We start from the raw sequence: 17,954 nt of genomic DNA, 5'->3' as shown, positions 1-17,954 counted from the left end.
CCTGCTCGATAGATCTAGTGTTTTAACACCTGAGGTTTCAACGCCACAGGAAGGGGCGCGCGGTCATGCCCCCGAAGATCTCCGCGCGCCCCGTCACCGCTCTCAGCGGGGCCAGACGCCCGCATCCGGATTCGAGACCTCCGGAGCGCGACGCGGCCCAGCGACCGGCGCCGCCCAGCGCACGCCATTGGCGAGCACACGCCGCACCTGCGGGTGGAAGTACACCGGGTACTCCTGGTCGCCGGGGCTGAAGTAGAAGATCTTTCCGCGGCCGCGGGTGAACGTGACACCGGAGCGGAAGACCTCGCCCCCGGTGAACGAGCTGATGAAGACCAGATCGTCGGGCGTCGGGATGTCGAAGAACTCGCCGTACATCTCCTGGGCCTCGATCACGATCGGCTGCTCGATGCCCTCGGCGATCGGATGCGTGGGGTTGACGTTCCAGACGAGCTCGCGTTCGCCGCCCTCCGGGTTGCGCCAGGCCAGCGAGCACGTGGTTCCGAGCATCCGGATGAAGATCTTCGAGAAGTGCCCGGAGTGCAGCACGATCAGGCCCATGCCGGCGAGCACGTGCTGCCGCACCCGCTCGACGACCTCGTCGGCCACCTGGTCGTGTGCGATGTGGCCCCACCAGAGAAGCACGTCGGTCTGAGCGAGCACCTCCTCGCTCAGGCCGTGCTCGGGGTCGGCGAGCGTGGCGGTGCGGATGCTCGCGTCCGGCCCGAGGAGCTCGGTGAGGCCCTCGGCGATGGCGCCATGGATCCCTGTCGGGTAGACGGCGGCGATGGCCGGCTGGGTGCTCTCGTGCACCCCTTCGTTCCAGACGGTGACGCGCAGTGCGGGCATGCTCAGACTCCCTTCGAAGCGGTGACGGTGTTGCTGGTGGAGTCGGCCTCGTGGCCGGGTTCGGCGTCGAGGCGCACCTCGGCTCCGCGGGTCGCCGACTCGTAGGCGGCGTCGATGATGCGGGCGCGGTCGAGGGCGAGCGAGCCGTCGTACTGCGACCAGTTCCCCTCGTCGGCGACGTGCTCGAGGAACGTCTCGACCACGGCGTTGTGACCCCGGCCCGGGTCGGCGGCGACGCGGATGTCGGAGCTGGCCTCGCCGTCGCCGGTGAACAGGCTGAGCTCGCCGGCGGGGGCGTAGTCGACGACGCGCAGATCGGCGCCGCCCTCCGTTCCGTAGATCGTGATGCCGAACTCGTCGCCGGCGGGACGGTACGCCGCCCAGCTGGTCTCGAGAACGAGCGAGCCGCCGCCTTCGAGACGGAGCAGCAGGCTGGCGAGGTCTTCGACCTCGTACGCGGAGCCGACGTTCACCTTGTCGGCGACCGCGCCGCCGCGCCCGCGGGTGCCGAGCTCGGAGTGGGTGACGGCGGACACGGCGATGACCTTCGGCTCGCCGAAGAGGAACAGTGCGTAGTCGAGCACGTGCACGCCGATGTCGATGAGGGGGCCGCCGCCTGCCATCTCGCGATTGGTGAACCAGCTGCCGAGGGCGGGGATGCCCGAACGCCGCAGCCAGACGGCGCGACCGTGGTACGGGCGGCCGATCGTGCCGTCGTCGATCGCCTTCTTGAGGGCCTCGATGTCGCCGCGCCGGCGGTGGTTGAACGCCACCTCGAGCACGCGGCCGCTGGCGTGCGCGGCGTCGACCATCGCCTGCGCCTCGCTCGCCGTGCGCGCGATCGGCTTCTCGCTGAGCACGTGGATTCCCGCCTCGAGTGCTCCGACGGCGATGGGGGCGTGCAGGAAGGTCGGGACGGCGACGCTGACCACGTCGAGGTCGCCGTCGGCCACCAGCTCCTTCCAGTCGCGGTAGAGGCGTGTGAGCCCGTACTTCTCGCCGAGGGCGGCGCGCGGCTCGTCCTCCATGCCGGCGATCGCGACGAGCTCGACACCGGGGAGCGTCGAATACGCCTCCATGTGCTGCTGCCCGGCCCAGCCGAGTCCGATGACGCCCGCGCGGAGCGTTTTACCTGAGTGTGCCGCAGTGGTGCTCACGACGGTCCTTCCGATTCTCTGTTGTGGATGGATTCTCTGTTGTGGATGGGTGGGGTGTCGGGTCTGAACGGGAGTGTGGGCGAACGAGTGGTCGAAACGATTCGATCACGCCAGGCCGCCGATATCCAGAGGGCCCTCCGGTCAGCGGCCGAGGGATCTGGACGGCGCGGGGGAGTGGCGGTCGGCATCCGGGTCCAGCGCGTGCTGGATCACCATGATCGCCGCCCCGAGCACGCCGCCGGTCGCCCCGGCACGTGAGTGGGTGATGGTGAGGTACTGGGTGGCGAGCGGAGTGGACCGCTGGTACACGACCTCGCGCACGCCGGCGAGCAGCTGCTCTCCGACCCGTGAGAGGCTCCCGCCGACCACGACCACGGACGGGTTGAGCAGGTTGACGCAGGTCGCGACGACCTCCCCGAGATCGCGGCCGGCCTGGCGGATGGCCTGCAGCACGGCGGGGTTGCCTGTGCGGGCGAGGGTCACGACGTCGTCGCTCGTCGTGGCCGGGATCCCGATCGCGGTGAGAGCGCGGGCGATGGCCGGACCGCTGGCGAGGGCTTCGAGGTCGGCATCCTGAGCGCCGTGGCTCGGGGTCTCGGCCCCGAACGGAACGCGGACGTGACCGAGGTCTCCCGCGGAGCCCTGTGCTCCGCGCTGCAGGCGGCCGCCGTTGATGATGCCGGCGCCGATGCCGGTCGCGACCTTCACGAACAGGAGGTCGGACTGCTCCGGCCAGCTGGTGGCGTGCTCGCCGAGCGCGAGCAGGTTGACGTCGTTGTCGACGAGGACGGGGACGTCGAACGTGCGGTGCACATAGGCAGGGATGTCGAACCGGTCCCAGCCCGGCATGATCGGCGGGTTCACCGGCGTCCCGGTGGAGTGCTCGACCGGTCCCGGCACTCCGATGCCGATGCCGATGAGATCGCCGAGCGGTCGCCCCGACTCCGCGAACAGCCCGGACGCCGTGGCCAGCGCCCAGTCGAGCACCGGCTCGGGTCCGTCCGAGATCTGGATGCGCCGCGAGTCGCTGTGCAGCATGGTGCCCGCGAGGTCGGCGATGGCGACGACCCCGTGGGTGGCGCCGAGGTCGATGGCGATCACGACGCGCGAATCCGGGTTGAACCGGATGCGCGCCGGAGGGCGGCCACCGGTAGAGACATCGTCGCCGGCGGGCGCGACGAGACCGGCGGCGGTGAGGCTGTCGATGCGCACGGCGATGGTCGAGCGGGCGAGACCGGTGAGCTCGGCCAGCTGCGCGCGGGTGCGCGGGATCCCGTCACGCAGGATCGACAACAGCGGGGCGGCGTCGGGCGCGACGAGCGATGCCTCACGCGCGCTGTCGGTCATGAGGACATATAAGCACAAGGCTGCGCGAGTGGACAAAGTATGACATTCATCAGCCAACTTTTGATTGACATGCGACAGAAGTCTGATTGAATAGACGTCGCGCCCTGAGCGCGATCCACAGAATCACTCGACGAGGAGAACAGTGTCGACGTCCAAACTCTCCGTGCAGCTCTACACCGTTCGTGAACTTCTCACGGAAGACACGGTAGGCACGCTCAAGCGCATCGCCGACCTGGGGTTCACCCAGGTCGAGCCCTTTGCATTCCTGTCCTTCGGCGACGACCTCGGTCGTGGCCTCAGCGAGGCCGGCCTCACGGCGCCGACCACCCACCAGAGCTTCATCGGCGGTGACCTCGAGCCGGTCTTCGAGGCCGCCAAGGCGCTCGGCATCGAGACGGTCATCGACCCGTTCGTCGCCCCCGAGCGGTGGCAGACCGCGGAGAGCGTCGACGAGATCGCCTCCCAGCTCAACGCCGCCGCCGAGGTCGCCGCCCGCTACGGCGTGCGCGTCGGCTATCACAACCACGCACACGAGCTCGAGAACACGATCGACGGCGTCACCGCCTTCGAGTACTTCGAGAGCAAGCTCGACCCGGCGGTCGTGCTCGAGGTCGACACCTACTGGGTCGCCGTCGGTGGCCACGACCCGGTCGCGCTGCTGAAGAAGTTCGGCGACCGCGTCGTCGCGCTGCACGTCAAGGACGGCCCCGGCACCACCGAGACCAAGGACCAGGTGGCTGTCGGCCAGGGCTCGCTGCCGGTCGAGGAGATCATCGCCGCCGCGCCGAACGCCCTCCGCGTCATCGAGCTCGACGACTCCCGCGGCGACCGCTTCCAGGCCGTCGCCGACAGCTACGCCTTCCTCACCTCCAAGGGTCTCGCGTGAGCGCCGGCACCGGTCGCGTCGGCGTCGGCATCATCGGAGCCGGGGTCATCAGCAAGGAATACCTCACCAATCTGACGTCGTTCCCCGACCTCGAGGTGCGCTTCGTCGCCGACATCGACCTCGAGCGGGCACGTGCTCAGGCCGAGGCCTTCGGCATTCCCGCTTCGGGAACGGTCGAGGAGCTGCTCGCCGACGACGGCATCGAGATCGTGGTCAACCTGACCCTTCCCAAGGTGCACGTCGAGGTCGCGCTGCAGGTGCTCGAGGCAGGCAAGAACGTGTGGAGCGAGAAGCCGTTCTCCCTCGATCGCGTGAGCGGCCAGAAGCTGCTCGAGGTCGCCCACGAGAAGGGGCTGCGCGTCGCGACGGCGCCCGACACCTTCCTCGGCGCCGGCATCCAGTCCGCTCGTCGCCTGATCGAGAACGGCAGCATTGGCGTTCCGCTCACTGCGCTCACGCTGATGCAGTCGCCCGGCCCCGAGTCGTGGCACCCCAACCCCGACTTCCTCTTCCAGGAGGGTGCCGGCCCGCTGTTCGACATCGGCCCGTACTACCTGACGGCCCTCGTTCAGCTCTTCGGCCCGGTCGCCCGCGTCAGCGCGGTCGCCTCGAAGGCTCGCGAGAAGCGGATCATCGGCTCCGGCCCCCGTGCGGGCGAGGAGTTCGAGGTCACCGTGCCGACGCACGTCAGTGCGCTCTATCAGTTCGAGAGCGGCCAGACGGCGCAGAGCGTCTTCAGCTTCGACTCCAAGCTCGGCCGTACCCAGTTCGAGGTGGCCGGCGCCGACGGAACCGTCGTCGTCCCCGACCCCAACACCTTCGAGGGCGACCTCATCGTGCACGGCGCCGACGGCATCGAGACGATCCCGGCGACCGGCTCCACGAGCAGCCGCGGGACCGGCGTCGTCGAGCTGGCCAGGGCCATCCGGGCGGGTGTGCCGGAGCGCGCCTCCGGCGAGCAGGCCTACCACGTGCTCGATGTCATGGTGTCGACCATCGAGGCCGGACTTTCGGGTCACCCCGTCGACGTGGAGAGCACGGTCGCAGTCGCGCCCGCCCTCCCCGAGGACTGGGACCCGAAGGCGGCGACGCTCTAAGGGCGGGCCGATGGCGCAGAACGAGACCGACGGCGGCCTCAGCCGCACGGAGGCGATCGCGGTGCCGCGCCTGCGCACCGCGATCGTCGGCGGCGGATTCATGGCCGAGGTCCATTCCCGGGCGGCCCGTGCCGCCAGGGCCGACCTGGTCGGCGTGGTGTCCTCGAGCCCGGAGAAGTCAGCCCGGGTGGCCGAGTCGCTCGGTTTCGACCGAGCGTACGACTCGCTCGATCAACTCCTGGCCGACGACAGCATCGACGTCGTACACGTGTGCACGCCCAACGCGCTGCACGCGGAGCAGGCGGCGGCGGTGCTCGCGGCCGGCAAGCACGTCGTGTGCGAGAAGCCGCTGACGACGACGGTCGCCGACGCCGAGGCCCTCGTGGCCGCAGCCGGAACGCTCACGGCGACCGTTCCGTTCGCCTACCGCTTCCACCCCATGGTGCGCGAGGCGCGAGCGCGCTTCCGCTCGGGCGAGGCCGGTCAGGTGCTCAGCATCAACGCCTCGTACCTGCAGGACTGGCTGCTCGGCGTCGACGACGACAACTGGCGCGTCGACTCGGTGCTCGGCGGGCGCTCGCGCGCCTTCGCCGACATCGGATCGCACCTCGTAGACCTGGTCGAGTTCGTCAGCGGCGACCGCGTCTCGCGGGTCGCGGCTACGAAGCGCACCGTGTTCTCCGAGCGTGCGTCGCACGCGGCCATCACCACGGAAGACGCGGTCGCGGTCGTGATCGAGACCCGCTCCGGCGCCCTCGGCACCCTGCTTGTGTCGCAGGTCGCGCCCGGCCGCAAGAACCGGCTCCTCCTCGAGATCTCCGGCAGCGCCGAGAGCGTCGTCTTCGATCAGGAGCAGCCGGAGACCCTGTGGGTGGGCAAGCGTGCGGGCAGCTTGCTGATCCCGCGCGACGCCGATCAGCTCGCCGCCGACGCGGCACGACTGTGCGTCGTCCCCTCCGGGCATCCGCAGGGCTATCAGGACGCGTTCAACGCATTCGTCGCCGACACGTACGCGGCGATCGGCGGCGCCGACCCCGAGGGTCTGCCGCGCTTCACCGACGGTCTGCGGGCCGTGCGGGTCACGGATGCCGTGCTCGACTCCGCGGAGTCCGGCACCTGGATCGAGATGGGAACACACGATGACTGACACCGCGAACACCACAGGATCAGAGCTCGCGAGCACGCATCCGGTCACGCTCTTCACCGGGCAGTGGGCCGACCTCACGCTCGAAGAGGTCGCGAAGTACGCGAGCGAGTGGGGCTACGACGGCCTCGAGATCGCCTGCTCGGGAGAGCACCTCGACGTGTGGCGCGCTGCGGAGGACGACGAGTACCTGCAGGGCCGGCTCGACATCCTGAACAAGTACGGGCTCACGGTGTGGGCGATCTCGAACCACCTCAAGGGGCAGGCCGTCTGCGACGACCCGATCGACTTCCGCCACCAGGCGATCGTCGGCTCGAAGGTGTGGGGCGACGGCGAGCCGGAGGGCGTGCGTCAGCGCGCCGCCGAGGAGCTCAAGCTCACCGCGAAGGTCGCGCGGCGCCTCGGCGTCGACACGGTCGTCGGCTTCACGGGCTCGAAGATCTGGCCGTACGTCGCCCAGTTCCCGCCGGTTCCCGCCGACGTGATCGACGCCGGCTACCAGGACTTCGCCGACCGTTGGAACCCCATCCTCGACGTGTTCGACGGTGAGGGTGTGCGGTTCGCCCACGAGGTTCACCCGTCGGAGATCGCCTACGACTACTGGTCGAGCGTCCGTTCGCTCGAGGTCATCGACCACCGCGAGGCCTTCGGCTTCAACTGGGACCCGAGTCACATGATGTGGCAGGACATCGACCCGGTCGGCTTCATCGTCGACTTCAAAGACCGCATCTACCACGTGGACTGCAAGGACACGCGCCTGCGCCCGAAGAACGGCCGTGCCGGCGTGCTCGGCTCGCACCTGCCCTGGGGCGACCCGCGTCGCGGCTGGGACTTCGTCTCGACCGGGCACGGCGACGTGCCGTGGGAGGACTCCTTCCGCGCGCTCGAGTCGATCGGCTACACCGGACCGATCTCGATCGAGTGGGAGGATGCGGGCATGGACCGCCTGCACGGCGCGAAAGAGGCTGTCGGCTATATCCGCTCGCTGCTCTGGAAGCAGCCGACCGCGTCGTTCGACGCCGCGTTCAGCAACCAGGACTGATGCTCGGCGGGGCTTCGGCCCTCAGCGGCAGTTCGACGGCGCCGGCCGAGGTCGGCGCCGTCGGCCGTCGTGCGTCGGCCGTCGTGCGTCGGCCGTCGTGCGTCGGCCGTCGATGATTGGATGGACGCATGCCTGACGCTCCCGAACCCGCGCCCGAAGACCTGACCGACACGACGGTGCGCGGGGCGGACTGGTACGGCCGCGATCTCGATGCGGTCGAGTACACCAGGGTCGCGTTCGTCGACGTCGACATGACGGAGCTCACCAGCCGCGCGACCGTGTTCACCGAGTGCACCTTCACCAACGTGCGCTTCAACGTCAGCACGCACACCGACAGCGCGTTCGTGAACTGCGCCTTCAGCCGCAGCAACTTCTTCGACGCCACCTTCGAGCGCTGCAAGCTCACCGGAAGCACGTTCGACGCCTGCGACTTCGGCCTGCTGAAGGTGAAGGGCGGCAACTGGTCGTTCGTCGGGCTCTCCGGCGCCGACCTGGGCGGGGCGGACTTCGACGGGGTGCGGCTGCGCGAAGCCGATCTGTCGCGCTCACGGTGCCGTGGCGCGACGATCGTCGGCTGCGACCTCTCGGCGTCCGCGTTCGAACGAGCCGACTTCAGCGGCGCCAACCTGCAGGGCAGCGACCTGGGCGGCATCGACCCGCAGACGGTCACGCTGACCGGTGCCACGATCGACGAGCGCCAGGCGGTCGCGATCGTGGAAGCACTCGGGCTGGTCGTTCTTCCGTAGGCCGCCCGCGGCGCAATTCCGGAACCTTCGGTCGACGCGCCGCCTCGAACGGCACAACTCCGGAAGAACCGACCCGGCGGGGTCGAATCTTCCGGAGTTGTGACTCGTCGCGGACCGTGTCGGCGGCTACGCCACGTCCTTCACCTGGCCGTGCTTGATGTGCAGGCGGCGCTGCGCGCGCCGCGCCACGGCGGAGTCGTGCGTCACGATGATCAGCGTGAGACCCCGGTCGCGCCACAGGCCCTCGAGCAGGTCCATGATCTCGTCGCGGGTCTCCTCGTCGAGGTTTCCCGTCGGCTCGTCGGCCAGCAGCACATCCGGGTCCTTGACCAGCGCGCGGGCGATGGCGACGCGCTGCTGCTGACCGCCGGACAGCTCCGACGGCAAATGACTGCCGCGGTCGGCGAGACCGACCGAGGCGAGTGCTTCGGCCGCGCGTCGCTTGCGATCCTCGGCGCCGACCTTGAGCGGGGCCAGCGCCGTCTCCACGTTCTCCTGCGCGGTGAGGGTGGGGATCAGGTTGAAGCCCTGGAACACGAAGCCGATCTCGTTGGCCCGGATCGCGGTGAGCTTGCCGTCACCGAGGCCGGAGAGGCTCGCCTTCTCGAGCACGACCGAGCCGGAGGTCGGCCGGTCGAGGGCGCCGAGCATCTGCAGCAGGGTGGACTTGCCGCCGCCCGTCGGGCCCTGGATCGCGACCAGCTGGCCATCCGGGATCTCGAGCGTCACGTCGTTGAGAGCCGTGACCCTGCGCTTCGACTGGGTGTACGTCTTGGTGACGTTGGTGAGGGTGTACATGTCTCTTCTCCTTGAAGCGAAGGCGGCTAGGCGACCGAGCGGAGCGCCGCGGCCGGGCGCAGGCGGGATGCGCGCCATCCACCGATGGCGCCGGCGATCAGACCGCCGAGAACGGCGAGGCCGACGGCGATCAGGATGATCCAGAGGGTGACCGGGGCGTGGAGTGCGATGTCCGTCGCGGCCTGGGTCGCCGCGGTCCTCGCGCCCTGGAAGGCGCCTCCGCCGAAACCGCCTCCGCCGAATCCGCCACCGGCGGCGCCCTCCGCGCCGCCGGTGCCGGTTCCCGCGCCGGCGCCCGTTACGGCACGGCCGGTGCCTCCGGCGGCGGTGGCGAAGCCGTTGCCGATGCCGCCGGAGAGGGTGGGCGCGACCAGGTTGATGATCAGCACGCCGAGGAGGCCGACGGCGATTCCGATCACGCCGCCGATGACGCCCTGCACCACGGACTCGCCGGCCACCTGCCCGGTGATGCGGCCGTTGCTCCAGCCGATCGCCTTGAGGGTTCCGAACTCGCGGGTGCGCCGGGTGACGCCGGAGATGGTGAAGAGGATGGCGATGAGGAACGCCGCTGCGAGCACGATGATCGAGAGCCAGGTGCCGAGGTTCGCGATGAGCTCACCCGCCGTGCCGAGCGATCCGGAGACGCTCGAGGCCAGGTCGGCCTGCGTGCTCACGGTGGCCTTCGGGAGAGCCTTGGTCAGGTCGGTCTTGATCTGGTCGATGTCGCTGGCAGAGGCGGCCGTGACGTACACCGAGGTGACCTTGCTCGTCTCGCCGGAGAGCTTCTGCGCGACATCCAGGGGGATGTACGTGTTGGCCGCCGTGGTGGAGTCGCTGCCGGTCGCGGCCACGATACCGATGACCTTGAACGCGGTGCCCCCGACGGTGACCGTGTCGCCGACGGCCTTGCTCGCGGTCTTGGCGTAGGCGGCGTCGAGGACGACGACATCCTTGCCCGCGTCTGCCGAGGTGAAGGTGCGGCCGCCGGTCAGGGTGACGGAGGCGAGGGGGCCGACCGCCTTGCCGGCCGGGTCGAGCCCGAGCACCGAGAACGAGTCGACGGTGAACGAGCTGCCGCCGGCTCCGTCGGAACCGCCGGTCGGAGGAGCGGTCGGCTGGGTCTCGGTGCCGCCCGCGCCTCCTGCGGCCTGGCGCTGCTCGCGGAGCTGCTGGAAGTTCGGGAGGGTTCCGCTGAAGCTGGTGTTGGTGAGCGACAGGACGGCGGCGGCCGACTTGACGTTGTCGACCTTCTGCACGGTCGCCAGCGTGGTGTCCGCCATCGTGGTCGCCCCGCGGGTGGCCTCGAGGCGCGAGGTGTCGACCTTGCGTGCGGTACCCGTGTCACTCCCGGCGCTGGCGCCGAAGTCGAAGCGCGGTCCGCCGCCCTGCCCCTGCTGCGCGGTCGCCGCCTGCGCGGTGGCGGGTTCGGTGACCGTGATGTCGGTGCCCACCCCGTAGACCGACTCCAGAACGCTGGCCTGAGCCTGCTTCACGCCGGCCGAGACCGAATTGACGATGATGACGAGCGCGATCGCGAGGGCCATGCCCACCGCGATGATGATCGTCTGTTTGCGGCGGTTGACGAGCTCGCGCCGCAGGTAAGTCCCGAACATGTGGCTTCCGTTTTCTCTCGGATTCGAAGGGTTCGGGGCGACGTTAAGCACAGGCGTTATGGGCGCACTGTGCCGAAGCTATGGTTTCGCTGTGCCGGTGCGGACCGGGTTCACAGACTTCACATAGGTTGCTCATAGTGCGTGCGGAGACCGCTCGCGATAATGGGAAAGGTGACCATGAACTCCCGCGCTGCCACCGGCGCCGCCCCCAGCCAGACCCGAAGCCTCCTCCGGCGGGCGGATGGCAGCTCCATCCGCGTGCTCGTCGTCGACGACGAGGCCACCCTCACCGACCTGTTGTCGATGGCCCTGCACTACGAGGACTGGGAGGTGAAGACCGCGTCGAACGGACAGCAGGCTCTCGCCATCTCGCGCGAGTTCAAGCCGGACGTGGTCGTTCTGGACATCATGCTCCCCGACATCGACGGCCTGCAGGTGCTGTCCCGGATGCGCGCGGACGGCAACGAGGCGCCCGTGCTCTTCCTCACGGCCAAGGACTCGCTCGACGACCGCATCGCCGGGCTGACCGCCGGGGGCGACGACTACGTCACCAAGCCGTTCAGCCTCGAGGAGCTGGTCGCACGCCTCCGCGGACTGCTGCGCCGGTCGCGCGCCGCCGTCGCCGACCAGAACGATCCCGTGCTCATCGTCGGCGACCTCGTGCTCGACGAGGACAGCTACGAGGTGCACCGCGACGGCGATCCCATCCAGCTCACCGCCACCGAGTTCGAGCTGCTGCGCTTCCTGATGCGCAACCCGCGTCGCGTGCTGAGCAAGACGCAGATCCTCGACCGGGTGTGGAGCTACGACTTCGGCGGCTCGTCCAGCGTCGTGGAGCTGTACATCTCCTACCTGCGCAAGAAGATCGACTCCGGTCGCACGCCGATGATCCACACCGTGCGCGGAGCCGGGTACATGGTCAAGGCGGCGACGTGACGAGTGCCGTCCCGTCGAACGGCGGCACCTCGATGCGCGCGCGATTCGAACGGCTCCGCCGTTTCCGGTCGTGGACGCTGCGCAGCCGGGTCGTGCTCGTCGTGGTCGCGATGCTCGCTGTGCTGGGCGCCGCGATCGGCACGGTGAGCGTCTTCGCTCTGCAGGGTTACCTGATGGACCGCCTCGACGGGCAGCTCACCAGCGCCGTCGATCGCGGCCAGCACGCGGCCGACCAGGTCTACGGCGACTCGCCGACCGGGCCCGACGTGGTGCGCATCGTGAACACCCCCGGCCAGCCGGTCGGGACCTTCGGCGTGGTGCGCAGCGGCCAGATGCTGCTGTACCCGGTCATCCTGCGCGACCGCCCGACGACCGCGCCGTCCACCCCGGCCGCCCCGCAGGTCGTCCCGATCGTGACCCACGACCTGCTCACGATCCCGGCCGATCGCCAGCCGCGCACGGTCAACCTGGGTTCGACGCTCGGCGACTACCGCGTGGCCGCGGCCGAGCTCACCAACGGCGACTCGGTGATCATCGGGCTGCCGCTCAGCGAGGTGAACGCCACGGTCAGCCAGCTGACGCTGGTGATCGCGCTCGTCACCCTCGCCGGGCTGATCTTCGCGTTCCTCCTGGCCAGCTTCATCGTGCGACTGGCGATGCGTCCGCTCGACCGCGTCACCGCCACCGCGCAGGCGGTCGCCGAGATGCCGCTCGACCGCGGCGACGTCGCGCTCTCGGTGCGCGTGCCCGAGGCCGACACCGACCCCCACACCGAGGTCGGCAAGGTCGGCTCCGCACTGAACCGGATGCTCGGCCACGTCGCATCCGCCCTCACCGCCCGCCAGGCCAGCGAGCAGAAGGTCCGCCGGTTCGTGGCGGACGCCAGCCACGAACTGCGCACGCCGCTCGCGTCGATTCGTGGATACGCCGAGCTCACCCGCCGATCCCCGCACGAGCTGCCGACCGACGTGACCCGCTCGCTCGGGCGCATCGAGTCCGAGGCGACGCGCATGACATCGCTGGTCGAGGATCTGCTGCTGCTCGCGCGGCTCGACGAGGGCCGCGAGCTCGACCGGGATCCCGTCGACCTGTCGATGCTCCTGATCGACGCGCTCGGCGACGCCCACGCGGCCGGTCCCGACCACAACTGGTCGATCTCGCTGCCCGACGAGCCCGTGGAGATCATCGGAGACCGTGCACGGTTGCAGCAGGTCGTCGTCAATCTGCTGGCGAATGCCCGCGTCCACACCCCGGAGGGCACCCGCGTCGTCGCCGCGCTCGCCGAGGACCGCGAGGCCGGACGCGCGCTGATCACGGTGACCGACAACGGTCCGGGCATCCCGGAAGACCTGCAGGCGACGCTCTTCGAGCGGTTCGCCCGCGGGGACGGCTCGCGCAACCGTGCCACAGGATCGACGGGTCTCGGCCTCGCGATCGTGCACGCCGTCGTCGAGGCGCACGGCGGCGAGGTCTCGGTGGTGAGCGAGCCGGGAGAGACGGTGTTCACCGTGTCGCTGCCGATCGACGGTCCCGCCCCGGCGCCGAAAGCCACGGATGCCGCGACCGCTGCGGATGACGCGGATGCCGCGACCGCTGCGGATGCCGTGGATGCGGATGCCGCGGACGCGGAGGCTCCTGAGCCGATGGAGCCGATGGAGCCGGAGACGACGGGCGACCGCCTGCCGTGATCCCGGACATCCTCGCGACCGCGTCGTACGGGCGCGTGGATTCGCCGCCGCTGCTCTTCATCAGGGCGCTTCCCGCCGAGGTCGCCAATCCGCGCGGCGCCGATCTGCTGATCGAGCGGGTGATCGTTCGCGGTCCCGCTCGCGTCATGCGGGTCGAAGCGGTCGGCCGGCCCGCCTACCTTCCGTTCTCGTTCGACATGGCGGAGGTCGCCGAGGTCTACGCCCGGCACATCCGGCGCCGCTTCGACGGGCCCGTCGCGGTGATGGGCCTGTCGACGGGCGCGAGCGTCGCCCTGCAGCTCGCGGTCGATCATCCGGAGTTGGTGTCGACGCTGGTCGTCGCCGCCGGCGCGGCGCGGCTGAGCGGGCGGGGCCGAGCCGTGCAGCGTCGGTATGCGGCGCTCCTCGAGGCGGGGGATCGTCGGGCCACGGCGGAACTCGCGAGCGCCACGATGAACTCGAGCCACCTCGATCCCGTGATCCGGATGGTCGCTCGGCTGGCGCTCGCGCCCGAGGACGCCGAGAGCCTCGTCGCGCTGGTCCGAGCCGAAGACGAGTACGACGTCTTCGGCCGACTCGGTCGCGTCGCCGCTCCGACCCTCGTGATCTCGGGCGGCCGCGACATTTTCTATCCGGCCGACCTGGGCCGCGAGACGGCCAGGCGGCTGCCGCGCGCGACGCACATCGTCTACCGCGACCGCGCGCACGGCGGCGTTCCGCTCCATCCGCACTTCGCCGGCGACATCGCCGCCTTCCTGGCCGCGCACCGCTGACGCGGCCGCCGGGATTTGCGCGAGGGCGCGGGCATCCCGTAGTCTGTACGGAGCCAAAGACCGCTGGTCGTCGTGCGCGCAAGTGCACGATCGAAGTTCCACTCACGTGGGGGCCCGCGCAGGTGTATGAAGTAAGTCTCGCAGGCCCTGTCTGCGTCGCCAGCTCCGTGCCCTTGCGCCGGAGCTTTTTTCTTGCCCGGTGGTCGAGGCGCACATCGCCTCCGCGGTGTGCGACGCAAACATAGAGGAGTAGGCCATGGCGAACAAGGAAGCCACGGTTGCCGAGCTTGAAGATCTCTTCAAGACCTCGACGGCCGTTCTGCTGACCGAGTACCGCGGTCTCACTGTCGCTCAGCTCAAGCAGCTGCGCACTTCGATCAGTGAGCACGCTACGTACGCCGTGGTGAAGAACACGCTGACCAAGATCGCCGCGAACAACGCGGGGATCTCGTCGTTCGATGACGAGCTCGTCGGCCCGTCCGCGATCGCATTCGTGAGCGGCGACCCCGTCGCCGTCGCGAAGTCGCTGCGTGACTTCACCAAGGCAAACCCTCTCCTGGTGGTCAAGGGTGGTTACTTCGACGGTAACCCGCTGACCGCAGAAGAGGTAGGCAAGCTCGCCGACCTCGAGTCTCGTGAAGTTCTGCTGGCGAAGCTCGCCGGCGCCTTCAAGGCCTCGCTGTTCGGAGCCGCATATCTGTTCAACGCACCGCTGTCGCAGGCCGTTCGCACGGTCGACGCGCTGCGTGAGAAGCAGGAGTCCGCTGCGTAGTCCATCCCCCGGGATGACTGCCACGCGGTTGAGTACACGAAAACACTAAGGAGAAAATCATGGCAAAGCTGTCGACTGACGAGCTGCTCGACGCGTTCAAGGAGCTCACGCTCATCGAGCTGAGCGAGTTCGTGAAGAAGTTCGAGGAGACCTTCGAGGTCACCGCCGCCGCCCCCGTCGCCGTTGCCGCCCCGGCTGCCGGTGGCGCTGGCGCCGCTGCCGAAGAGGTCGAGGAGAAGGATTCCTTCGACGTCGTCCTCGAGTCGGCCGGTGAGAAGAAGATCCAGGTCATCAAGGAGGTGCGTGCCCTCACCAGCCTCGGCCTCGGTGAGGCCAAGGCCCTCGTTGACGGTGCACCGAGCAACGTGCTCGAGGGCGCCAACAAGGAGACCGCCGAGAAGGCGAAGGCTCAGCTCGAAGAGGCTGGCGCCACCGTCACCCTCAAGTAGTCAGTGCCCCATCGGGGCTCTTTCTGCCGCAGGTGACATCGCCTGACGCATAGCGCGACGCGGACTCCTTCCTAACCGAAGCATTCCGCGTTGTGAGGGCGTCGCCCCCGCAACGGGGCGACGCCCTCTGTGCGTTAAGAGACGTCGACGACGCGGATGCCCGACTCCGTCCACCGACCGGTGGGCGGTCATCCCGCGTCCGATCGCGCCTGCGTGCGAGTCATCACTTGCGTGCAGCCGGTGTGCAAGGACGCACATCCAGAAAGAACCACGATGAATACCCATCACTGGCGTGACTACGCCGCATACTGGCGACAGCTCGCTGTCGCCGTCTTCTCCGGTGAGGCCAGGGCGCGCGCCGCGCACCCGCCGGATCTCTACCGCAGCGTCGCCCACTTCGGGCCGAACCTGCGGTAGCCTCCATCCTCACGACAGTGCCCCCGGCCGGTAACCGGGGGCACTCGTGCGTTCTGTCGCCCCCCGCCTCTAGGCTCGGTCACATGTCCGAGCACGCCGATGTCGCCGCCACCCGTCTCGCCTACGACACTGTGGCGTCCGACTACGCCGCGCTCCTGCGCGACGAGCTCGCGAGCAAGCCCCTGGACCGGGCGATGCTCTCGGCGTTCGCCGAAGAGGTGCTGGCCGCCGGTGGAGGCGCTGTCGCCGATCTGGGCTGCGGCCCCGGCCGCGTCACCGCGCAGCTCGTCGAGCTGGGGCTCGATGCCTTCGGGATCGACCTGTCGCCCGGCATGATCGACGTGGCGCGCAGCAGCCACCCTGGTCTGCGCTTCGAGGTCGGCAGCATGGCGGCGCTTCCGCTCGGCGGCGACGAGCTCGCCGGCGCCGTCGCCTGGTACTCGGTCATCCACACACCGCCCGAGCGTCAGGGCGAGCTGTTCGCCGAGTTCGCCCGCGTGCTCCGCCCGGGCGGCCTCCTGCTGCTCGCCTTCCAGGTGGGTGACGACGTCGTGCACCTGACGAAGGCGTACGGGCACGACATCGCGCTGGACGCGTACCGTCAGTCGCCGGCGCGCATCCGGATGCTGCTGGCGGAGGCCGGTCTGGTCGAGACCGTGTGGCTCGAGCGAGCGCCACGCGCCCCCGAGAAGGTGCCGCAGGCCTACGTGCTCGCTGCGCTGCCGGAGTAGTCGGACTCCTCCGCCCGCTCCGCCCGCTCCGCGCGAAGCGCCTGCAGCCGACGCACCCGCCCGCGCACCGCGTACCACCCGGCGATCAGGCTCGGAACGACGACGACGATCGCCGCCCCGAAGGTCAGGGTCCCGTTCGGGTAGTCGAACAGGATGAGCACTCCGACGCCGACCAGGAAGGCGAGCGTGAGGTAGCTCGTGAAGGGCGCGCCGGGCATCCGGAACGCCGACCGGGGGAGCTCGCCCCGGTCGGAGCTGCGCCGGAGCCGCAGCTGGCAGAGCACGATGACCGACCAGGTGGTGAGCGTTCCGATCGCGGTCAGGTTGATGCCGATCTCGAAGGCCTCGGCCGGCACGACCGCGTTGAGTCCGACTCCGAGGAGCGCGACCGCGGCGGTCACCCCGATTCCGCCGTACGGGACCCCGGACCGGCTGAGCCGGGCGGTGAAGGCTGGCGCTGCTCCGCGCAGCGCCAGCGACCGCGCGATGCGCCCGGTCGAGTAGAGCCCGGCGTTCAGCGAGGAGAGGGCGGCCGTGAGCACGACCAGGTTCATGATCGTGTCGGCTCCCTCCACCCCGATCGAGGCGAAGAAGGTGACGAACGGGCTCTCGCCGGCGGTGTACGCGTCGAACGGGAGCAGCAGCGACAGCAGCAGCACCGAGCCGACGTAGAAGATGCCGATGCGCAGGATGACCGTGTTGATCGCTCGCGGCAGCGTCTTGCGGGGGTCGGCGGTCTCACCGGCCGCGGTGCCGACGAGCTCGATCGCGCCGTAGGCGAAGACGACGCCCTGCACCACCAGCACCGTCGGCAGCACTCCATTGGGGAACACCCCGCCGTTGTCGCCGATCAGCGAGAACCCGGGGGAGTGGCCGGCGACCGGGGTGCCGAGGACCACGAACAGGATGCCGATCACCAGGAACACGACGAGGGCACCGACCTTGATGGCGGAGAACCAGAACTCGAGCTCCCCGAAGACGACGACGGGCAGCAGGTTCAGCAGCAGCACGGCGACCAGTGCGAACAGGGCGAACGCCCATTGCGGCACGACGGAGAAGAAGGGGACGTAGCGGCCGAAGAACGAGAAGTAGAGGGCGATGGCGGTGACGTCGACGATCGCGACCATCGCCCAGTAGATCCAGTACATCCAGCCGGTGACGAAGGCGAGCTTCTCCCCGTAGAACTCGCGGGCGTACGAGACGAACGAGCCGGAGTCGGGCCGGTGCAGCACGAGCTCGCCGAGCGCCCGGAGGATGAAGAACGCGAAGACCCCGCACACCGCGTAGACGACGAGCAGGCTCGGCCCGGCGGAGGCCAGGCGCCCGCCGGCCCCGAGGAAGAGGCCCGTTCCGATCGCCCCTCCCACCGCGATCATCTGGATATGGCGGCGCTTGAGGCCGGTGTGATAGGCCGGCCCGTCTTCGAGTTCTGCGAGGCGGACGACGGTCTCGTGCTCAGTCGGGCGGCGCATCCGTGTAGTAAAGCATCGAATGAGAAATATCGCAAACAAG

At 69.5% G+C, this 17,954-nt stretch carries 18 protein-coding genes; 12 read left to right on the top strand and 6 right to left on the bottom strand.

Annotated features, from left to right (window positions below; translation table 11 throughout):
• Positions 1-102: 102 nt before the first annotated feature.
• The 3 genes from AC1DB1_RS01110 to AC1DB1_RS01100 form a co-directional block, all read right to left on the bottom strand.
• Positions 103-846, bottom strand: coding sequence for a ThuA domain-containing protein (locus AC1DB1_RS01110; protein ID WP_373877138.1), 744 nt, complete (start codon positions 844-846; stop codon positions 103-105).
• Positions 847-848: 2 nt separating this feature from the next.
• Positions 849-2,003 (bottom strand): Gfo/Idh/MocA family protein, encoded by a 1,155-nt coding sequence (locus AC1DB1_RS01105; protein WP_477199468.1) that lies wholly within the window; start codon positions 2,001-2,003, stop codon positions 849-851.
• Between the two features lie 141 nt (positions 2,004-2,144).
• Positions 2,145-3,350 carry an ROK family transcriptional regulator gene (locus tag AC1DB1_RS01100; protein ID WP_271177351.1) on the bottom strand — a complete coding sequence of 402 codons (1,206 nt, stop codon included), beginning with the start codon at positions 3,348-3,350 and terminating at the stop codon, positions 2,145-2,147.
• Between the two features lie 142 nt (positions 3,351-3,492).
• Between AC1DB1_RS01100 and AC1DB1_RS01095 the strand changes: the two genes are divergently transcribed.
• From AC1DB1_RS01095 to AC1DB1_RS01075, 5 genes are all read left to right on the top strand, one after another.
• Entirely contained in the window at positions 3,493-4,236 is a 744-nt protein-coding gene (locus AC1DB1_RS01095) for a sugar phosphate isomerase/epimerase family protein (RefSeq protein ID WP_271177350.1), read from the top strand.
• Positions 4,233-5,333, top strand: coding sequence for a Gfo/Idh/MocA family protein (locus tag AC1DB1_RS01090; RefSeq protein ID WP_271177349.1), 1,101 nt, complete (start codon positions 4,233-4,235; stop codon positions 5,331-5,333). The genes AC1DB1_RS01095 and AC1DB1_RS01090 overlap by 4 nt, the downstream gene beginning before the upstream one ends.
• 10 nt (positions 5,334-5,343) lie before the next feature.
• A complete protein-coding gene (locus tag AC1DB1_RS01085) occupies positions 5,344-6,480 on the top strand; it encodes a Gfo/Idh/MocA family protein (RefSeq protein ID WP_271177348.1) in 1,137 nt (378 codons plus the stop codon).
• Complete coding sequence (locus tag AC1DB1_RS01080; protein WP_271177347.1) at positions 6,473-7,519, top strand: sugar phosphate isomerase/epimerase family protein; 1,047 nt, start codon at positions 6,473-6,475, stop codon at positions 7,517-7,519. Before AC1DB1_RS01085 ends, AC1DB1_RS01080 begins: the two co-directional genes overlap by 8 nt.
• A 128-nt stretch (positions 7,520-7,647) precedes the next feature.
• The gene (locus AC1DB1_RS01075) at positions 7,648-8,265 is read left to right on the top strand and encodes a pentapeptide repeat-containing protein (protein ID WP_271177346.1); all 618 of its coding nucleotides are present in this window, start codon (positions 7,648-7,650) and stop codon (positions 8,263-8,265) included.
• 126 nt (positions 8,266-8,391) lie between these two features.
• Here AC1DB1_RS01075 and AC1DB1_RS01070 read toward each other — a convergent pair whose 3' ends face one another.
• Together AC1DB1_RS01070 and AC1DB1_RS01065 are read right to left on the bottom strand one after the other, a co-directional pair.
• The gene (locus AC1DB1_RS01070; protein WP_477199467.1) at positions 8,392-9,063 is read right to left on the bottom strand and encodes an ABC transporter ATP-binding protein; all 672 of its coding nucleotides are present in this window, start codon (positions 9,061-9,063) and stop codon (positions 8,392-8,394) included.
• Between the two features lie 26 nt (positions 9,064-9,089).
• Complete coding sequence (locus tag AC1DB1_RS01065) at positions 9,090-10,676, bottom strand: ABC transporter permease (RefSeq protein WP_477199466.1); 1,587 nt, start codon at positions 10,674-10,676, stop codon at positions 9,090-9,092.
• A gap of 177 nt (positions 10,677-10,853) precedes the next feature.
• Between AC1DB1_RS01065 and AC1DB1_RS01060 the strand changes: the two genes are divergently transcribed.
• The 7 genes from AC1DB1_RS01060 (at position 10,854) to AC1DB1_RS01030 (ending at position 16,442) form a co-directional block, all read left to right on the top strand.
• Complete coding sequence (locus AC1DB1_RS01060; RefSeq protein WP_271177383.1) at positions 10,854-11,612, top strand: response regulator transcription factor; 759 nt, start codon at positions 10,854-10,856, stop codon at positions 11,610-11,612.
• Positions 11,609-13,300, top strand: a complete 1,692-nt coding sequence (locus tag AC1DB1_RS01055; protein WP_477199465.1) for a sensor histidine kinase — start codon at positions 11,609-11,611, stop codon at positions 13,298-13,300. Before AC1DB1_RS01060 ends, AC1DB1_RS01055 begins: the two co-directional genes overlap by 4 nt.
• Entirely contained in the window at positions 13,297-14,073 is a 777-nt protein-coding gene (locus AC1DB1_RS01050) for an alpha/beta fold hydrolase (protein ID WP_477199464.1), read from the top strand. The genes AC1DB1_RS01055 and AC1DB1_RS01050 overlap by 4 nt, the downstream gene beginning before the upstream one ends.
• A 256-nt stretch (positions 14,074-14,329) precedes the next feature.
• Positions 14,330-14,845 (top strand): 50S ribosomal protein L10, encoded by a 516-nt coding sequence (gene rplJ, locus AC1DB1_RS01045; protein ID WP_271177341.1) that lies wholly within the window; start codon positions 14,330-14,332, stop codon positions 14,843-14,845.
• A 59-nt stretch (positions 14,846-14,904) separates the two neighbouring features.
• Positions 14,905-15,294 carry a 50S ribosomal protein L7/L12 gene (rplL, locus tag AC1DB1_RS01040; RefSeq protein WP_271177340.1) on the top strand — a complete coding sequence of 130 codons (390 nt, stop codon included), beginning with the start codon at positions 14,905-14,907 and terminating at the stop codon, positions 15,292-15,294.
• A 273-nt stretch (positions 15,295-15,567) separates the two neighbouring features.
• A complete protein-coding gene (locus tag AC1DB1_RS01035; protein ID WP_271177339.1) occupies positions 15,568-15,711 on the top strand; it encodes a hypothetical protein in 144 nt (47 codons plus the stop codon).
• An 83-nt stretch (positions 15,712-15,794) separates the two neighbouring features.
• Complete coding sequence (locus AC1DB1_RS01030) at positions 15,795-16,442, top strand: class I SAM-dependent DNA methyltransferase (protein WP_271177338.1); 648 nt, start codon at positions 15,795-15,797, stop codon at positions 16,440-16,442.
• Here AC1DB1_RS01030 and AC1DB1_RS01025 read toward each other — a convergent pair.
• Complete coding sequence (locus tag AC1DB1_RS01025; protein ID WP_477199463.1) at positions 16,415-17,914, bottom strand: amino acid permease; 1,500 nt, start codon at positions 17,912-17,914, stop codon at positions 16,415-16,417. The genes AC1DB1_RS01030 and AC1DB1_RS01025 overlap by 28 nt on opposite strands.
• Between the last annotated feature and the right edge of the window lie 40 nt (positions 17,915-17,954).

Source organism: Leifsonia sp. 10N434 (genome assembly GCF_056394405.1).
This window is presented reverse-complemented; position numbering and strand designations above follow the sequence as displayed.